This is a genomic window from Stutzerimonas zhaodongensis, assembly GCF_003696365.1.
Taxonomy (GTDB): Bacteria; Pseudomonadota; Gammaproteobacteria; order Pseudomonadales; family Pseudomonadaceae; genus Stutzerimonas; species Stutzerimonas zhaodongensis.
The window spans coordinates 41,608-59,527 of sequence record NZ_RFFM01000004.1; the positions used below are offsets into that span (position 1 = coordinate 41,608).

Genomic DNA, 17,920 nt, shown 5'->3' on the forward strand with positions numbered 1-17,920 from the left:
GCGTATTCTCATACCCCTATGGCCGGCTTGATCCCGCAATCCTTCATTGATGATTTGCTCAACCGCTCCGACATTGTCGAGGTGGTGAGTTCACGTATTCAACTGAAAAAGGCGGGCAAGAATTACACGGCGTGCTGCCCGTTCCACAAAGAGAAGACACCCTCCTTCAGCGTCAGTCCGGACAAACAGTTCTACTACTGCTTCGGCTGCGGCGCGGGCGGCAATGCGCTCGGCTTCATCATGGATCACGACAGCCTGGAATTTCCCCAGGCAGTCGAAGAGCTGGCCAAGCGCGCCGGCATGGAAGTTCCGCGCGAGGAAGGCGGGCCCGGCCGTAAGCCCCGCCAGCCTGTGGACTCCCCTCTCTACCCGCTGCTTGAATCCGCCGCCGATTACTACCGACAGTCGCTCAAGAGCCACCCGGCACGCAAGGCCGCGGTCGAGTACCTGAAAGGCCGTGGCCTCTCAGGCGTCATCGCGAGGGATTTTGGCCTTGGCTTCGCGCCGCCCGGCTGGGACAACCTTATGAAGCACCTGGGCGGCGACCCACTTCAACAGAGGGCGATGATCGACGCCGGGCTACTGATCGAGAACACTGAAACAGGAAGAAGCTACGACCGCTTTCGTGATCGGGTGATGTTTCCGATTCGCGACAGCCGCGGGCGTGTCATAGCCTTCGGAGGCCGTGTGCTTGGCGATGATAAGCCCAAGTATTTGAATTCTCCCGAGACACCGGTCTTCCATAAAGGCCAGGAGCTCTATGGCCTTTACGAAGCCCGAAAAGCCAACCGCGATCTGGATGAAATCATCGTCGTGGAAGGCTACATGGACGTGATCGCGCTGGCCCAGCAAGGGCTGCGCAACGCCGTCGCCACATTGGGTACAGCCACCAGCGACGAACACCTCAAGCGACTGTTTCGCATCGTTCCCAGCGTGCTGTTCTGCTTCGACGGCGACGGCGCGGGCCGCAAGGCGGCGTGGCGCGCACTGGAGTCCACCTTGCCCAACCTGCAGGATGGTCGACGTGCACGCTTCTTGTTCCTACCCGAAGGCGAAGACCCGGACAGCCTGGTACGCCGTGAAGGGACCGACGCGTTCATGGCGCGCACCCAGCAACAAGCTCAACCGCTGGCCGACTACTTCTTTCAGCAACTCAGCGATGAAGCAGACCCGCGCTCCCTCGAGGGCAAGGCTCACCTGGCCACCCTGGCGGCCCCACTCATCGAAAAGATTCCCGGTACAAACTTGCGTGCACTGATGCGACAGCGCCTGGGAGAAATCACCGGTCTGCACAGCGAAGCACTTCAGCAGATGAGCGCCGCGCCCTCGAGCGCTGCGCCGGAATACGACGACAGCATTTATTACGACGCAGGCTCAGGACAAGACGAAGGCGACTATTACGCGCCACCCGAGGCCATTCCGCCCAAGCGCAACGGCAAAAAAGAATGGAAAAAGGACTGGAAAAAACCGGGCGAGCGTCCAGACTTCAAATCACGCGCACCGCGAACGCCAGCGACGGTTGAACCACCTGCCCTGACTACGCTGCGCACACTGCTGCATCACCCCGAACTCGCTCAGAAGGTGGAAGATGCGAGCCATTTCGCAGCAGAAGACGACACCTATGCGCAACTTCTAGTGGCCTTGCTCGGCACGCTACAGAAAAATCCCAAATTACGTAGCCTTCAGCTCATCGCACGCTGGCATGGAACCGACCAAGGGCGTCTTTTACGTGCACTTGCCGAGAAAGAATGGCTAATCTCGGCCGATAACCTTGAACAACAGTTTTTCGACACCATAACTACCCTGGCCGCCAGACAGCGCGAACGCAGCCTAGAGACTTTGCTGCGCAAAGCACGCCAGGGTGAACTGAGCGCAGAGGAGAAAGATCAGCTGCGCAACCTGCTAAATCGCAACTCAGCACCCGCAATATCGACCTCAACTGGCGCGTGAGGTCCTTGCTCAGCTATAATGCTCAGCTTGTTTTCAGCCCGCCAGAACCGTCAGTGGATAGGGTTATATGTCCGGAAAAGCGCAACAGCAGTCCCGTCTCAAAGAATTGATCCAGCGTGGCCGTGAGCAGGGTTACCTGACTTACGCCGAGGTCAATGACCACCTACCGGAGGATATTTCCGATCCGGAACAGGTGGAAGACATCATTCGCATGATCAACGACATGGGTATCAATGTATTCGAGGTTGCCCCGGATGCCGATGCCCTGTTGCTGGCCGAAGCCGATACCGATGAAGCTGCAGCAGAAGAGGCCGCTGCGGCACTCGCCGCTGTTGAAACCGACATCGGCCGCACCACCGACCCTGTGCGTATGTATATGCGCGAAATGGGCACCGTCGAACTGCTAACCCGCGAAGGCGAGATTGAAATCGCTAAACGCATAGAGGAAGGCATTCGCGAGGTGATGAGTGCAATTGCCCACTTCCCTGGTACCGTCGACGGCATTCTTGCCGATTACGAGCGAGTAACCACCGAAGGCGGCCGACTCTCTGACATCCTCAGTGGCTACATCGACCCTGACGACGACGGCGCTGCCGGCCCGCAGGAAGAAGTCGAGCCTGTCGCTCCGCAAACGGCTGCCAAACCGGCCGGTGACGACAAGGACGATGACGAGGAGGACGATTCAGACAGTGAAGAGGAAGAAGGTGACGGCGGCCCGGATCCGGAAGTCGCGCGGGTTCGCTTCGGTGCCGTTGCAGAACAGCTGGAAGTAGCCAAGAAAGCGCTGAAGAAGCATGGTCGCGGCAGCCAGCAGGCAACCGATGCTCTGCAGGAGCTGGCCACGCTGTTCATGCCGATCAAGCTCATCCCCAAGCAATACGATGCACTGGTTGACCGTGTACGTGACGCCCTGAGCCAGGTTCGCGCCCAGGAACGCGCCATCATGCAGATCTGCGTCCGCGATGCACGCATGCCTCGCGCCGATTTCCTTCGTCAGTTTCCAAACAATGAAACCGACTTGGGCTGGGCCGACAAACTCGCCAACGGCAAAGGCAAATATGCCGAAGCCATTGCTGAGCGCAAGGAAGACATCCAGCGCTGCCAGGAGAAGCTGCTCGCGCTGGAAGAAGAATGCGCACTGCTGATTACTGACATCAAGGACATCAACCGTCGCATGTCCATCGGTGAAGCCAAGGCTCGCCGAGCGAAGAAAGAGATGGTCGAGGCTAACCTGCGTCTGGTTATCTCCATCGCCAAGAAGTACACCAACCGCGGCCTGCAGTTCCTCGACCTGATTCAGGAAGGCAACATCGGCCTGATGAAGGCGGTGGACAAGTTCGAATACCGTCGCGGCTACAAGTTCTCGACCTATGCCACCTGGTGGATTCGCCAGGCGATCACTCGCTCCATTGCGGACCAGGCGCGGACCATCCGCATCCCTGTGCACATGATCGAGACGATCAACAAGCTCAACCGCATCTCTCGTCAGATGCTGCAGGAAATGGGCCGCGAGCCCACGCCTGAAGAGCTTGGTGAGCGTATGGAAATGCCCGAGGACAAGATCCGCAAGGTGCTGAAGATCGCCAAAGAGCCAATCTCCATGGAGACGCCGATTGGTGACGACGAAGACTCGCACTTGGGCGACTTCATCGAAGATTCGGCCATGCAATCGCCGATCGACGTGGCCACCGTAGAGAGCCTCAAAGAAGCCACTCGCGAAGTTCTCTCCGGCCTGACCGCAAGGGAAGCCAAGGTACTGCGCATGCGCTTCGGCATCGACATGAATACCGATCATACCCTTGAGGAAGTCGGGAAGCAGTTCGATGTCACCCGTGAGCGGATCCGTCAGATAGAAGCCAAGGCGCTACGCAAACTGCGCCACCCGACGAGAAGCGAGCACCTACGCTCCTTCCTCGACGAGTAAACCAAACCCCCGGCCCACGCCGGGGGTTTTGCATTCAGCGCAGATAAAACAACAACGTACGCTCGCTTCCCTTGGCGCCCACGCAACACCACCGGTATAATCCGCCGGCCTCTGAGGGCCTATAGCTCAGTTGGTTAGAGCAGAGGACTCATAATCCTTTGGTCCACGGTTCGAGTCCGTGTGGGCCCACCAACTCCAAAGCCGCGCACTGCGCGGCTTTTTCGTTTTCGCAAGCCTGACGCCCGTACGCCAGAGCCTAGCTACCACAATTTATTTACTAATAACCAAAACACATATAAACAAGCTAAAACGATTCTAGACTCTCTAAGCAACGCCCTCTATCGTGCGCGCAAAGTTGCTATCTGCATGCGCTTGCTGCCAAGTTAAGGACGTTGATGCTCTTCGAATCGCTGCCGCTCTTGTTTGTTTGTGCCTTGTTGCTGTGGGTGCTTGTGTCTTTTGTGCGGGAGACGTGGAGCCCCGATATCGTCGTGGCGATAGCGGTCGCCGTGTTGATCGCAAGCCAACTGCTGACGCCCGCCGAAGTGCTGGGCGTGCTGTCGAACTCTGCGCCAGTCACTATCGCCTGCATGTTCGTGATATCCGCAGCCCTCGAGCGCACGGGCTGCATTGATGCTCTGGGTAATTGGCTGGGTGACCTGGTCGGCACCAGCCCGACTCGGGTGTTGGGCGGCTTGACGATTACCGCGCTGGTCATATCGGCTTTTCTCAACAACACACCGGTCGTGGCGATCCTGACGCCGGTTGCGATTTCACTGGCCAAGCGGGCCGGCACGACACCTTCCAAGCTGCTGATCCCCCTGTCCTACGCCACCATCCTTGGCGGCACCCTGACGATGATAGGGACCTCCACCAATATTCTGGTCGATGGTGTTGCACGCAAGGCGGGCCTACCACCGTTCGGCATGTTCGAAATCACCGGCGCCGCACTGATCCTCGCGGCCGCAGGCATGCTCTATATGCTGACCATTGGCAAGCGGCTGCTGCCGGAGCGTGACACCCTTTCCAAGCTGCTCGGGCCGCGTCTTGATCGGACCTTCATGAGTGAGTTGCGAGTCCCGCAGGGTTCCCCAGTGATCGGCAAGAGCATCGCCGAGGCCAACCTCAACGGAGGCAGCGGGCTGCAAGTGCTGCAGGTCAACCGCGGCGTACACCTGCACAGCCGACCTGAACATGACTTCAGCCTGCAGGCTGGTGATGTGCTGGTCATTCATGGGCAAGTGAAGGATGTGGTCGAGCTCAGGGGTAGCGGTCATCTGAGCTTCAACCGCGACGATGCCTTCGAGACGATCAGCAGCGATGACGAAGTGCTCGCCGAAGCCATCGTCGGTCGCAATTCCCGGTATAGCCACAGGCCGATGCGCGACCTCGACCTCAGAGCGCGCTACGGGATCAACGTGCTGGCCGTGCATCGCCAGGACGAGAACATCCAGGGCAACCTCGACGATTTCCAATTGCAGTTTGGCGATGTGATGCTCGTGGAAGGTACGCCCGCGCAGATCAAGCGCTTTGCCGACAATGGTGAGCTGATCAGCCTCAATGCCGTGCAGGAGCGCTCATTCCGCCGGGACAAGGCCCCTATCGCTATCGGCGCCACGTTAGTAGTCATGCTGCTGGCTGCGTTTGGTGTGATGCCGATCGAGGGCCTGGCGATCATGGGCGCCGCGGCGGTACTGGCGACCCGCTGCCTGGATGTCGAGGATGCCTACAAGGCAGTGGACTGGAAGATTCTCAGCCTGATCTTCGGCATGCTCGCCATTAGCGTGGCGATGAACAAGGTAGGATTGGTCGAGTTGATCGTCTCCAGCGTCGTTGACCTGACGCCCTGGGCAGGCCCGCTGTTTATGCTGGGGTTCATCTACCTGTTCACGTCGGTACTGACAGAGATTCTTTCGAACAATGCCGTGGCGGTGCTGGTGACACCAATCGCCATCGGGCTTGCTCATCAATTCGGCATCGACCCCCGTGCGTTTGTGGTCGCGGTGATGTTCGCGGCCAGCGCCAGCTTCGCCACGCCTATCGGCTACCAGACCAACACATTTGTCTATAACGCGGGCGGTTACCGTTTCACAGACTTCCTGAAAGTCGGTATACCGCTGAACATCCTGTTGTGGGTCGTTGCCACGCTGGTGATTCCTTTGTTCTGGCCGCTCACACCCCTTTGAGCACTGGCGAATCGGCCTTCAGTGATAGCCGCCAGGCCACGATTTCTTGATACACATCCGGCCCGGTGCTTGATATCACGCAGCGAGGCTCCACATTTATGAAATACCGCCGTGGAGCCCCACCATGACCAACTCTTTGATCGTTCCCTGCGCGCATTGCGCAAGCCTTAACCGCATTCCTGCCGATCGCCTGCGGGACGCTCCGCATTGCGGTCGCTGCAAATCCAGCGCATTGCTGAACGCGCCTTTCGACCTGCAGCAAAGCCAGTTCGCAAATCAGATCAAGGGCAACTTGCCGCTACTGGTTGATGTCTGGGCCAGCTGGTGCGGCCCTTGCAGAACTTTCGCGCCGACCTTTACGCAAGCGGCAGCTGAACTGCACGGACGTTGCAGGCTGGCAAAGCTGGACAGCGAGGCAAATACGCAGCTGTCGGCACAGCTCGGGATTCGTTCGATACCGAGCCTGATTCTGTTCAAGAATGGTCAGGAAGTTGCTCGTCAGAGCGGCGCCTTACCGCTGCCACAGCTATTGGCGTGGCTCAAGCAATACAGCATATGACCAGCCTCAGCTGACAGGGAAGTCGTGCTGCCCAGGGCACACGGCTGAGCAGTGAGATCACCGCAACTCAACCTGTCACAGACAGGTGAAGTGATATACGGTTCCGCTCAACGGGCGTACCTTTTATCCGGATAGTTCAAGCAACGTTTGCCTCGGTCCGGGCACGATTGGATAATGCCGCCATTTTCACGGCAGACATTACCGATAGTCGCTGCACAGGGACGTCGACACGCCAATAACAAGGCTCGGGATGAGCCGGTGAGTTCTCGCGTGATTCAATTCGATATAGATCAATGGCAGGCCTGGGCGCCGGGTTTGGCGTGCGCTGAAGATTGGGCGACTTGGGCTCGAGATCCGTTCGACCCGCAAACGAGTGACGCGCAACCTGATGTGAGCTTTCTGCCGGCGATGTTGCGCCGACGGTTGAGCCGCCTGGCGCGCATGGTATTCGCCGTAGCCATGCCCCTGGCTGCTGGAAAGCCGTCAATGCCACTGGTTTATGCCTCGCGCCATGGCGAAACGGCCCGAACCTTCGCCATCCTCAACGATCTGGCCAGTGGCGAGCCAATGTCGCCGACACAGTTCAGCCTTTCTGTCCACAACGCGATCATTGGCCTGTGGTCCATCCAGCAGCATGACACAAGCGAAATGACATCCTTGGCAGCCGAAGGTGACGGCCTCGAGCACGCGGTACTCGAAGCGTCGATGCTTCTCGCCGAGGGCGCTCCGGCCGTGCTGGTGGTCATCGCCGAGGACGAGACGCCAGGCGTCTATGCTCCATGGATCAACGACGTCCACTTTCCCTACGCCGTGGCGTTGCTGCTGAAACCGGGTAGCACCTGGCAGTTAAGCCTCAAGACCGCTGACGAGCGAACGCTTCCGACACAGCGACCGCATGCCATCGAGCTGCTCGGCGCGATGCTGAACGGCCAGACCAACCTCGAGCATCAATGGGAGAGACGCCAATGGAACTGGCAGCAGACTCACTGAGCAACCGCCCTACCCCCCCTTGGTTGTGGCGTCTGATCGCGACCGGATTGTCGTTCGCACTGTTCGGGCTGGGCGGGCTTTGTCTGCGGGTGGTTGTGTTCCCGCTGCTTGCCCTACTGCCCGGTGACGCGATAGCCCACCGTGGTCGTGCGCGTAAAACGGTGAGCAGGCTGTTCTGGCTGTTCGTTCAGTTCATGTATCGAAGCGGGGTGCTGACCTACGAGGTGCAAGGCGCGGAGCGTCTCGGTCGTCCTGGTCAGTTGGTAATCGCCAATCATCCTTCGTTGATCGATGTGGTGGTGCTGATTGCCCAGATCCGCGACGCCAACTGCGTGGTCAAGCAGAGCCTGTGGGAGAACCCGTTCACCCGTGGTCCGATCCGCGCAGCGCAGTACATCAGCAATAACGGCAGCGCCGAGATGCTCGATGAAGCAGCCGAGGCATTGCAGCAAGGCCAGACGCTGATCATTTTTCCCGAAGGCACCCGAACTACGCCTGGCCAGGCGCCCCAATTTCACCGAGGCGCGGCATCGATTGCGCTACGCGGCGCGCGACTGGTCACGCCGGTGGTGATCACGGTATCGCCGACCACTCTGACCAAGGCCGAGCCCTGGTACCGCATTCCGGCGAGACGTTTCCATTTTCACCTGCGTGTTGGTGAGGACATCGACCCGCAGGTATTTGCCGCACGGGGAGCGGCGCCCATCGCCTCGCGGCGACTAAACGACCATCTGCATCGACACTTCATAAAGGAGCTCGCACTCGATGAGCCAACTACAGCTTGAAATCAAGCAACTGATCATCGACGCCCTGGGTCTGGAAGACCTCGGCCCGGACGACATCGGAGCCGATCAGCCACTGTTCGGCGAGGGACTCGGGCTCGATTCGGTCGATGCGCTGGAGCTGGGGCTAGCGATTCAGAAGCGCTTCGGCATCAAGATCGACGCCGACGCCAAGGACACCCGCAAACACTTCGCCAGCGTCGACAGCCTGGCCGCCTACGTTAGCGCCAGCCGCGCCGTCGCCTGAGGACGCCCACCATGAACAACCGTACCGAGATATTCCAGACCCTTCGCGATGCCATGGTCGAGCTTTTCGAGCTCGATCCGGAGCGCATCAGCCTCGAAGCCAACCTCTATCAGGATCTGGAAATCGACAGCATTGACGCGGTCGACCTGATCGATCACATCAAGCGTCAGACGGGCAAGAAGATTGCCGCCGAGGAATTCAAGTCGGTGCGCACCGTGGGCGATGTGGTTGAGGCCGTTTACCGCCTGGTCAATCCCGAAACCGCTTGAGCCACATTCCGGACGCCTGGCATTGCCTGACGATAAATAAGCCGGCCGATGCCAGTTCGCGTTCGCAGACGGACACTACCCATGCAATCACCCGCACGAACAGGCAAGGCGAACGCCAGCCAGCTGCTTGGACTCGCCTTGCTGCTGGCCGGTCTCGCTTACCCATTCGTGGTGTATCTGGGCCTGGAGCACCTTTCGCCACGGCTATTCGCCGTACTGCTCGGCGCACTGTGGCTGGCCAGGTTGCTGAGCGGCAAGCAGACACCTCTCAACCGCACACTGGCAGTCATCGCCCTGCTGTTCTGCCTGCTCCTGGGCCTGGCGGGCGAGCCTGCGCTGCTGCGTTGGTACCCGGTGCTGATCAGCCTCGCACTTCTGGGCCTTTTTGCCGGCAGCCTCATGTCCGGAATGCCGATCATCGAGCGACTCGCGCGACTGAGCGAGCCTGAGCTTCCCGCTGCGGCGGTGCGCTATACACGGCAGGTGACCTGGGTCTGGGTAGGGTATTTCATCATCAACGCCAGTATTGCGGGCGGTCTTGCGCTGTGGGCGCCGCTTAGCTGGTGGACGTTGTACACCGGGCTTATCGCCTATCTCCTGATGGGGCTGCTGTTCGCCGGTGAGTGGCTGGTACGCCAGCGAGTCAGGAAGGATAAATGAACTGGATTTCCCTGGAATACTTGCTGGATCAGGCGCCCAAGTCGCGCATGGTCGCAGTGGACCCCGTCCTTGAGCATGCCGAACTGCGCCTGCGTGCGCTGCGCCTGGCGGCCGGACTGCGTAATCGCGGTATCGTCAGGCTCGCCGTGCATCTGGAAGATGCCGGGGAACTGGCCGTAGCACTGCTCGGCGCCTGGCGTGCAGGGGTCACCGTATTGCTTCCGGCAGATCTGCAGCCGGCCAGTCGCACGCGCCTTGGCCATCAAACCGACCTCTGGCTGACGGACCATGACGGCGATGCCACGATTGCCGATCTGCTGGCCGAGCCGTTAGAGGGGGCAAAACTGGATCTCGACCAGTGCCGCTTGCTGCTGTGCACCTCCGGCTCCAGCGGCGAGCCGAAACTGATCGAGAAGCGCGTGCGCCAGCTCGCCAATGAAGTGGAAACACTCGAAGCCACTTGGGGCGCCGATCTTGCCCATGCCTGCGTAATATCCAGCGTTACGGCACAGCACATCTATGGATTGCTGTTCCGAGTACTCTGGCCATTGTGTGCCGGGCGCCCATTCCTGCGACGCGCGCAGCCCTTCTCCGAAGATATTCAGCGCGCCAGCCGCGAGCATACGAGTTTTTGCTGGGTAGCCAGCCCGGCGCTGCTCAAACGCATGGGTGAAAATCTTGACTGGCACGCCATGCGCAGCGTGCGCCTGGTGTTCTCCTCAGGTGGCCCTCTCGAGGCCGATGCCGGGAAACGTCTGCAGGAAAAGCTCGGTCAGCTACCGATCGAGATATACGGCAGCTCCGAGACGGGCGGCATCGCCTGGCGTCAGGGCGGCAGTCTGTGGCAGCCATTTCCTCCCGTATTACTGACCCAGGACGCACAAGGCGCGCTACGCATAGCCTCGCCGTTCCTGCCGCCAGGACATGTCGAGCAGACAGCCGATGCAGCACGTATCGCGGACGATGGACGTTTCGAGCTGCTGGGGCGACTGGACCGAATCGTCAAGCTTGAAGAGAAACGCATCTCGCTACCGATGCTTGAGATAGCCATGGCGGCCCATCCCTTCGTCAGCGAAGCACGGCTGGGCGTAGTCAACGAAAACCGTGCCTATCTTGCCGCGCTTATCGCGCTCAGCGAGGCCGGGCTGCACGCTCTGCGCAACGGCGGCCGACGCGCATTGACCGAAACCCTGCGCAAGCATCTGGCCGATCACTGCGAGGCATTGGCACTGCCTCGGCGCTGGCGCTTGCTGACCCGACTGCCCCACAACAGCCAGGGCAAGCTGCCACAAGCGCACGTCGACGCACTGCTGCAGGCGCCACGGCCTTTGCAGCCTGAGCGGCTCGGTACTGTCGAGGAAGCGGGTCAATGGCAGCTCCAGTTGGCGATACCGCCCGACCTGGCACATTTCACTGGCCACTTTCCCCATACGCCCGTTCTGCCCGGCGTGGTGCAGATTGACTGGGCCATCGGCCTGGCGCGCGAGCTGATGGAGGACCTGCCACCGTGCTTCAAGGGTATGGAGGTGCTGAAGTTCCAGCAGCTCGCCCGGCCAGGTGACCAACTGAACCTGACCCTGCGCTTTGACCGCGAACGCAACAAGTTGCACTTCGCTTACCGCAATGGCGAGGCAGCCTGCTCGTCCGGCCGTATTCTGCTGGGAGACAACCAGTGACCACCCTCGCTCCTAATGCATCCGCAGCAGTCGCACCACCCGCCGAACCCAGCGCTCATCAGCAGCTTTCGTTGCTCATCGACGACGACTGGTTCAAGCCCTGCGCGGTAGTGCCTGTCTACAACCATGAAAGAAGCCTGCCAGCGGTTCTCAGCACTCTACTAGCAGACGACCTGCACTGCATTCTCGTGGACGATGGCTCCAGCGCCGCCGCGGCAGAGGTCATCGACAGGCTGGCACAACAGCAGTCGGTCCATCTTGTGCGTCACGCTCAAAATCAGGGCAAGGGCGCTGCGGTTGCATCCGGATTGCGGGAGGCCCATCGACTGGGCTTCAGTCATGCCCTGCAGGTCGATGCAGACGGGCAGCATGATTTAGGCACGGTTCCGCTGTTTCTCGACCGCGCCAGCCAGGCCCCGGACGCCGTCATCTGCGGTTATCCGCAATACGATTCCAGCGTGCCCAAAGGCCGGCTCTATGCGCGCTACCTGACCCACATATGGGTCTGGATCAATACGCTGTCTCTTTCGATCCGCGACTCGATGTGCGGCTTCCGGGTTTACCCGCTGCGCCAGACGTTGGCATTGCTCGACTCGACCGATCTTGGCAAGCGAATGGATTTCGACACCGAGATTCTGGTGCGCTTGCACTGGCGCCAGCAACCCATGGTCTGGCTTCCAACCAGCGTCCACTATCCGGCCGATGGGATTTCGCACTTTCACCTGTGGCGAGACAACGTATTGATTTCCTCGATGCACGCGCGCCTGTTTGGCGGCATGCTGCTGCGTGCGCCAAAGCTGATATGGAGCAGGTGGCACGGATGAGTCGGGACGGCACAAATGGCGCCCACTGGGCCGGGCACCGCGAGCGCGGCAGCTTTGCGTTGATGAGACTTACGGCATGGGCCGTTCGAGTGCTTGGCCGCAAGCCGATGGTGCCGTTGCTTTACATGATAGTGCTGTATTTCTACCTGTTTGGCCGAAGTGCACGCCATAGCGCCTGGGCTTATCAACGTAATCTCGCCAACTGGAGCGGACGCGCCGAGCTGACGCCGAGCGCAGGCTCGGTGTATCGCCAGTTCATCGCCTTCGCCGACACACTGCTGGACAAGCTTGATGTATGGGGGGGCCGTCTGTCGCTGGATCGACTGGTTCTGCATGACGATGCCAACCTGCATTCCGTCTTGAAAGCCCCACGCGGGCAGCTGCTGGTTGGCTCGCATCTGGGCAATCTGGAGATCTGCCGTGCGCTGGCGGAGTTGGGCCGCAAAGTAGAAATGAACGTACTGGTCCACACCCGCCACGCCGAGCAGTTCAACCGACTGCTGAGCGAATCGGGCGCAAACAACCTCCGGCTGATCCAGGTCAGCGAGCTGGACCCGGCGACCATGATGGAGCTTTCGCAGCGACTGGACGCAGGCGAATGGCTGGCAATCGCCGGTGATCGCGTCCCGCTTCATGGCGCACGCATCGCGACTGCGGATTTCCTTGGTCAGCCAGCGAATTTCCCACAGGGTCCCTGGCTGCTGGCGGGGTTGTTGCAATGCCCGGCGAATCTTCTGTTCTGCCTGAAACATGGGCAACAATTTCATGTACACCTGGAGTCCTTCGCAGAATGCATACAATGGCGCCGCGGCGAACGCGATGCAGTGGTGCAGCAGTGGGTGCAGCGCTATGCGGACCGCCTGGCGGCTCGTTGCCTGGAAGCCCCTTTGCAATGGTTCAATTTCTACCCTTTCTGGAACACTCATGAACAACGCTGAGGCTGTGATCTTTGGGGAGCACCACCTGCGCATTGAAGATCTGCTGGCGGTTGCCCAAGGCAGAGCACCCGCGCGCCTGCAGACCGATACGGCCTTTCGCGAGCGGATCGCCCGAGGTGCTCAGTTCCTCGACTCTCTGCTCGATCGCGAAGGGGTGATCTACGGTGTAACCACCGGCTACGGCGATTCCTGCGTGGTGGCAGTACCCTTGCATCAAGTCGAGGCGCTTCCGCAGCACCTGTTCACGTTTCACGGGTGCGGCCTGGGCAAGCTGCTCGACGCCGAAGCGACGCGCGCAGTGCTCGGTGCGCGTCTGCGTTCGCTGACCCACGGCATGTCGGGCGTGCGGATCGAGCTGCTCGAACGCATGCAGGCGTTTCTCGAGCACGACGTGCTGCCGCTGATCCCGGAAGAAGGCTCGGTAGGCGCCAGTGGTGATCTGACGCCGCTGTCCTATGTCGCCGCGACACTGGCTGGCGAGCGAAATGTCATGTATCGCGGCGAGCGCGTCAGCGCGGCGCAGGTGCATCGGCAGCTCGGCTGGACGCCGCTGACCCTGCGCCCCAAAGAGGCGCTGGCGCTGATGAACGGCACCGCGGTGATGACCGGGCTGGCCTGCCTCGCCTACGCTCGCGCCGATTACCTGCTAAAGCTGGCGACCCGCATCACCGCGCTTAATGTCGTTGCGCTGGAAGGCAATCCAGAGCATTTCGACGAGCGCCTGTTTGCCGCCAAACCGCACCCGGGGCAGATGCAAGTGGCTGCATGGATTCGCCAGGATCTGGCCATCGACGCACCGACCCCGCCTTTGCATCGCCTTCAGGACCGCTATTCGTTACGCTGCGCGCCGCATGTGCTCGGGGTACTGGCCGACAGCCTGGGACTGCTGCGGCAATTCATCGAGACGGAATTGAACAGCGCCAATGACAACCCGATCATCGACGCCGATAACGAACGCGTTCTGCACGGCGGGCACTTCTACGGAGGCCATATCGCCTTCGCGATGGACAGTTTGAAGAACCTTGTCGCCAACGTCGCCGATCTGCTCGACCGTCAGCTCGCCTTGCTGGTCGACACTCGCTACAACCACGGCTTGCCCAGCAATCTGTCCGGCGCACCTGAAGCCACGGCAATGATCAACCATGGCTTCAAGGCGGTGCAGATCGGCGCCAGCGCCTGGACAGCAGAAGCCCTGAAGAACAGCATGCCGGCCAGTGTTTTCTCACGCTCTACCGAATGCCACAACCAGGACAAGGTAAGCATGGGAACCATCGCCGCACGCGACGCCCTGCGCAGTCTGGAGCTGACCGAGCAGGTGGCAGCCGCCACGCTGATTGCGGCGAACCAGGGCGTCTGGCTGCGCCAGCGTCAGCCGGGCACGCGAGCATTACCGGCACCGCTCGCGCTGATGCATGAAGCACTCGCAGAAGACTTTTCACCACTCATCGAAGACCGGGCGCTGGAAAGCGAACTGCGCCTGTGCCTCGAGCGAATTCGTGCCCAGCACTGGGGGCTTTATGCGTAAAGAGGGTGTGCTGCAGGCCGAGGCGGAGATACTGGTGCCGTTCTTTGACGTCGACTCGATGGATGTCGTCTGGCATGGACACTACGTCAAATATTTCGAAGTCGCGCGCTGCGCTCTGCTCGACCATATAGGCCACAACTATACGCAGATGAGGGACGCAGGCTTCGCATGGCCGATCATAGACATCCAGCTGCGCTACGTGCGCGGCGCACGCTTCAATCAGCGCATCGTTGTCCGCGCTGATCTTGTGGAGTGGGAGAATCGTCTGAAAATCAACTACCTGATCAGCGATGCCGAAACGGGCGAACGCATGACGCGCGGCAGCAGCGTGCAGGTTGCGGTAGAGATCGCCAGCCGCGAGATGCTGTTGGCCTCGCCGAAGGTCTTCGTCGACGCTGTGGAACGAGCCTTAAAATGATGAGGCTGTTCAAGCTGACCGCCCGAACGCTGTTTTCCATGGGCATGCTATTTTCCATGACTGTCGCTCGCGCCGACGCCTTCGATCTGGCGCAACTCAGCCGCCAGCTGAGCGAGCCTGAAGTCGTGCGGGGCAGCTTTGTTCAGGAGAAATATCTGCGCGCACTTCCTCAACCGCTCGTCAGCACCGGCACCTTCGTGCTGGCGCGGGACCGCGGTCTGCTCTGGTTGCTGCGCGAGCCTATGCAGCAGGACTATCGCATCAGTGGCACGGGCATCGCCCGACGAAACGGCAGCGGTTGGCAGCAGAGCGATCAGCCGACTCCTGCGGCTCGCCAGAACGATCTGTTCCTCGCCGTGCTGCATGGAAATACCGAAGCCCTGCAGCGGGATTTCGAACTGGAACTCAACGGCGATTCGCACACATGGGCGTTAACTCTGACGCCGCGCTCGAAACTGCTTGGGCAGATCTTTACCCGCATTCTAATTCAGGGCAGCGCCACGGCCGAACGCGTCGAATTGCTCGAGGCACAGGGCGACAGCACCTTGATGCTGCTGACCGACATCCAGATCGACGACCAGCTGGACCCAAGCGAACTGCATGACCTCGCCAACTGACAAAGCGCTCAGGCTACCGTCCTGGCTTTCCTCTCTGTTCTTCCTGGCGCTGCTTGGGCTCATTGCGCTGACGGCCTGGCAGTGGCGCGACGGGCCGCCGGTCAACGCCAATCTTCTGCAGCTATTGCCCAGTGGCGCGCCCGGTGAACTGGAGCAGTTGGCCGAGAAACGCGTGCAGGAACCGCTGAACCGCGACCTGATGTTGCTCATCCACCATCCGGACGAAGAATCGGCTCTCTCACTGGCTGCCGAAGTCTCGGACAGGCTCAGGGCAACCGGTCTGTTCGCGGAAGTTCGCCGCTCCGTGCAGACTGACCTGCCAGCGTTGCGTCAGCAATTGCTCGATCAGCGTCTGGTCCTGCTCGATCGAGCCAGTCGGGAGGCCCTGATCGCCTCGCCGGCAGAGTTCATCGCACAGCGGCTGGAGCGCTTGTACAGCCCATTCGAAGGCACAAGCCTGATCCCGGTCGAGCAAGACTGGTTCGGCCTTGCCGATCTGACGCAACGGCAGCTACCGCAGCCCGGCCATATCCATCCGCGTCTCGACGGGTTGCTGGTGGCCGAACACAAAGGACAGCACTGGGCCGTGATTCACGCGCAAACGCACGGTGATGCGTTCGATGATCAGCTTCCGCTTCAGGTCGACAATGAAGTCACTGCGGCTCGTCAGCTGGTTGAGGCACAGCAGGGCGAACTGCTGGCGGCAGGCGGGATGCTGCATGCCGCTCATGCTCAGCGCCAGGCGCGCGAGGAAGCGAGCCTGATCGGCAGCGTATCGCTGGTCGCCACGCTTGCACTGTTGCATCTGCTGTTTCGCACGCCACGGGTGTTACTGGTTGCGCTGCCAGTAGTGGTAGGTGCGCTCAGTGGCGCCGCAGCCTGCATCGCACTGTTCGGGAGTATCCACGTGCTGACGCTCGTACTGGGCGCGAGCCTGGTTGGAGTGAGCATCGACTTTCCCCTGCATTACCTATCCAAGAGCTGGACACTACAACCGTGGCAGGCGTACCGAGCCTTGCGTCTGACTCTTCCAGGCCTGGCACTGGCGCTGGCGACCAATGTCATTGGCTACCTGGCCATGGCTTTCACTCCATTCCCGGCGCTGGGTCAGGTTGCGGTGTTTTCCGCCGCTGGGTTGCTCGGGGCCTTTGCCTGCGCCACCTGTCTGTTGCCAGCGCTCCTGGATGCCCCTCTGGAGCCTTGGGCAGCGCCACTGGGCTGGGCCAAACGTGGGCTGGAGGTCCGCCAAGCTCTGCTGCGGCGGGTTCCGGCGCCCTGGCTGCTGGTCGCATTCGTAGTGTTCTGCATCGCGGGAATCAGTCAGGTCTCCTTCACCGACGATCTACGCCAGTGGACCAGCCGCGCGCCTGTGCTACAGCAGCAGGCACAGCAGATCGGACGGATCACAGGTTTCGAGCCCACCAGCCAGTATTTTCTGACTCATGCCGACAATCCTGACGAGCTGCTAGCGCGGCAGGAGGCACTGAGCGCACGCCTCGATGAGCTGGTTGCCGACCAACAGCTGCACGGTTACCTCGCACTTAGCCAGCTGATCGCTCCAGCGGCCTCACAGGAAATCCTCCACCTGGCGCTGCCGCGCTTGCTCGAAGCCAGCCAGCCGCTGTTGGATCTAGGGGTGAGCACTGCCATGCTGCAAGCTGAACTCGCCGAATTGCTGGCTGAGCCGGTCGTCAGCCTCGATCAGGTGCTTGCAGGGCCGCTCGCCGAGCCCTGGCGCCCGTTATGGCTGGGTGCTCTACCCGACGGCTCGGTTGCCGGACTGATCACCCTGCAAGGCCTTCGCGACAGTGCGGCCCTGCAGGGCCTGGCTGAGGGCATTGGCGAAACCCAGCTCATAGACCGACCAGCCGAACTCAATCGGCTGTTTGCCGAAACTCAGCGCCACGCCGCTCTTCTCAAGCTGCTCTCCGCCGCGCTTATCTTTGCCCTTCTGTGTTTACCGTTCGGTTGGCGAGGTGCATTGCGTTGCCTGACCGTTCCGTTGTTGGCAGCCATGGGAAGCCTGGCGTGCCTTGGCTGGCTGGGCCAGCCCCTGACCCTCTTCGGTCTTTTTGGACTGCTGCTGGTCACCGCGATCGGTGTGGACTACGCCATCCTCATGCGCGAACGCATCGGCGGCACTGCGGTGAGTCTGGTTGGCACCCTGCTGGCCGCAGTGACCACCTGGCTGTCGTTTGGCCTGCTGGCCTTGTCGAGCACCCCAGCAGTGAGCAACTTCGGCCTCGCGGTGGGGCTCGGACTGATGTTCGCGTTCCTGCTGGCACCGTGGGCCGCAGAACCGGAGCGGCAACCCATATGCTGACGTGCGACTGCCCCGCGTGTGGCGGTCGCACA

Annotated in this window: 16 protein-coding genes and 1 tRNA gene; all 17 read left to right on the forward strand. The window is 60.8% G+C overall.

Going from position 1 to position 17,920, the window contains the following annotated elements; all coding sequences use genetic code 11:
- Positions 1-18 precede the first annotated feature (18 nt).
- Positions 19-1,950 (forward strand): DNA primase, encoded by a 1,932-nt coding sequence (dnaG, locus tag EA797_RS15905; protein WP_122166957.1) that lies wholly within the window; start codon positions 19-21, stop codon positions 1,948-1,950.
- A 67-nt stretch (positions 1,951-2,017) separates the two neighbouring features.
- On the forward strand, positions 2,018-3,874 hold the full coding sequence (gene rpoD / locus EA797_RS15910; protein WP_122166959.1) for an RNA polymerase sigma factor RpoD: 1,857 nt from the start codon (positions 2,018-2,020) through the stop codon (positions 3,872-3,874).
- Between the two features lie 115 nt (positions 3,875-3,989).
- Positions 3,990-4,066, forward strand: a tRNA-Ile gene (locus tag EA797_RS15915).
- Between the two features lie 203 nt (positions 4,067-4,269).
- Positions 4,270-6,060: an SLC13 family permease gene (locus EA797_RS15920; protein WP_122166961.1), complete on the forward strand. Its 1,791-nt coding sequence runs from the start codon at positions 4,270-4,272 to the stop codon at positions 6,058-6,060.
- Between the two features lie 124 nt (positions 6,061-6,184).
- Positions 6,185-6,619, forward strand: a complete 435-nt coding sequence (gene trxC, locus EA797_RS15925) for a thioredoxin TrxC (protein WP_122166963.1) — start codon at positions 6,185-6,187, stop codon at positions 6,617-6,619.
- A 270-nt stretch (positions 6,620-6,889) separates the two neighbouring features.
- On the forward strand, positions 6,890-7,609 hold the full coding sequence (locus tag EA797_RS15930; protein ID WP_244214152.1) for a beta-ketoacyl synthase chain length factor: 720 nt from the start codon (positions 6,890-6,892) through the stop codon (positions 7,607-7,609).
- Positions 7,585-8,394 (forward strand): lysophospholipid acyltransferase family protein, encoded by an 810-nt coding sequence (locus EA797_RS15935; RefSeq protein WP_122166966.1) that lies wholly within the window; start codon positions 7,585-7,587, stop codon positions 8,392-8,394. Before EA797_RS15930 ends, EA797_RS15935 begins: the two co-directional genes overlap by 25 nt.
- A complete protein-coding gene (locus EA797_RS15940) occupies positions 8,375-8,638 on the forward strand; it encodes a phosphopantetheine-binding protein (protein ID WP_122166968.1) in 264 nt (87 codons plus the stop codon). The genes EA797_RS15935 and EA797_RS15940 overlap by 20 nt, the downstream gene beginning before the upstream one ends.
- Before the next feature lie 11 nt (positions 8,639-8,649).
- Positions 8,650-8,907 (forward strand): acyl carrier protein, encoded by a 258-nt coding sequence (locus tag EA797_RS15945; protein ID WP_122166970.1) that lies wholly within the window; start codon positions 8,650-8,652, stop codon positions 8,905-8,907.
- Between the two features lie 81 nt (positions 8,908-8,988).
- Positions 8,989-9,567, forward strand: a complete 579-nt coding sequence (locus tag EA797_RS15950; RefSeq protein ID WP_122166972.1) for a COG4648 family protein — start codon at positions 8,989-8,991, stop codon at positions 9,565-9,567.
- Positions 9,564-11,243: an acyl-CoA synthetase family protein gene (locus EA797_RS15955; RefSeq protein ID WP_122166973.1), complete on the forward strand. Its 1,680-nt coding sequence runs from the start codon at positions 9,564-9,566 to the stop codon at positions 11,241-11,243. The genes EA797_RS15950 and EA797_RS15955 overlap by 4 nt, the downstream gene beginning before the upstream one ends.
- A 77-nt stretch (positions 11,244-11,320) precedes the next feature.
- Complete coding sequence (locus tag EA797_RS15960) at positions 11,321-12,067, forward strand: glycosyltransferase family 2 protein (RefSeq protein WP_122167374.1); 747 nt, start codon at positions 11,321-11,323, stop codon at positions 12,065-12,067.
- The gene (locus EA797_RS15965) at positions 12,064-13,005 is read left to right on the forward strand and encodes an LpxL/LpxP family acyltransferase (protein WP_122166975.1); all 942 of its coding nucleotides are present in this window, start codon (positions 12,064-12,066) and stop codon (positions 13,003-13,005) included. Before EA797_RS15960 ends, EA797_RS15965 begins: the two co-directional genes overlap by 4 nt.
- Positions 12,992-14,530, forward strand: coding sequence for an HAL/PAL/TAL family ammonia-lyase (locus EA797_RS15970; protein ID WP_122166977.1), 1,539 nt, complete (start codon positions 12,992-12,994; stop codon positions 14,528-14,530). Before EA797_RS15965 ends, EA797_RS15970 begins: the two co-directional genes overlap by 14 nt.
- The gene (locus EA797_RS15975) at positions 14,523-14,948 is read left to right on the forward strand and encodes an acyl-CoA thioesterase (protein WP_122166979.1); all 426 of its coding nucleotides are present in this window, start codon (positions 14,523-14,525) and stop codon (positions 14,946-14,948) included. The genes EA797_RS15970 and EA797_RS15975 overlap by 8 nt, the downstream gene beginning before the upstream one ends.
- Positions 14,945-15,565, forward strand: coding sequence for an outer membrane lipoprotein carrier protein LolA (locus tag EA797_RS15980; RefSeq protein WP_425275582.1), 621 nt, complete (start codon positions 14,945-14,947; stop codon positions 15,563-15,565). The genes EA797_RS15975 and EA797_RS15980 overlap by 4 nt, the downstream gene beginning before the upstream one ends.
- The gene (locus tag EA797_RS15985) at positions 15,549-17,888 is read left to right on the forward strand and encodes an MMPL family transporter (RefSeq protein WP_122166981.1); all 2,340 of its coding nucleotides are present in this window, start codon (positions 15,549-15,551) and stop codon (positions 17,886-17,888) included. The genes EA797_RS15980 and EA797_RS15985 overlap by 17 nt, the downstream gene beginning before the upstream one ends.
- Positions 17,889-17,920: the final 32 nt, after the last annotated feature.